At 67.9% G+C, this 277-nt stretch carries 1 pseudogene; it reads left to right on the plus strand.

Features of this window, described 5'->3' with window-relative positions:
- Positions 1 to 277: pseudogene (locus IE94_RS36895) on the plus strand (glucose-6-phosphate isomerase); the annotation flags it as partial.

The raw sequence follows: 277 nt of genomic DNA on the forward strand, positions 1-277 counted from the left end.
CGCCTATCTCCAGCAGCTGGACATGGAGTCCAACGGCAAGTCCGTGGACCGCGACGGGAACCCGGTGCGGTGGCAGACCGGACCGGTGGTGTGGGGCACGCCCGGCACCAACGGGCAGCACGCCTACTACCAGTTGATCCACCAGGGCACCAAGCTGATCCCGGCGGACTTCATCGGCTTCGCGCGGCCCGTGGGCGAGCTGAGCGAGGAACTGAAGGCCCAGCACGACCTGCTGATGGCCAACTTCTTCGCGCAGACCCAGGCCCTCGCCTTCGGC

The sequence above is a fragment of the Streptomyces violaceorubidus genome, from assembly GCF_000717995.1.
GTDB classification, from domain to species: Bacteria; Actinomycetota; Actinomycetes; order Streptomycetales; family Streptomycetaceae; genus Streptomyces; species Streptomyces violaceorubidus.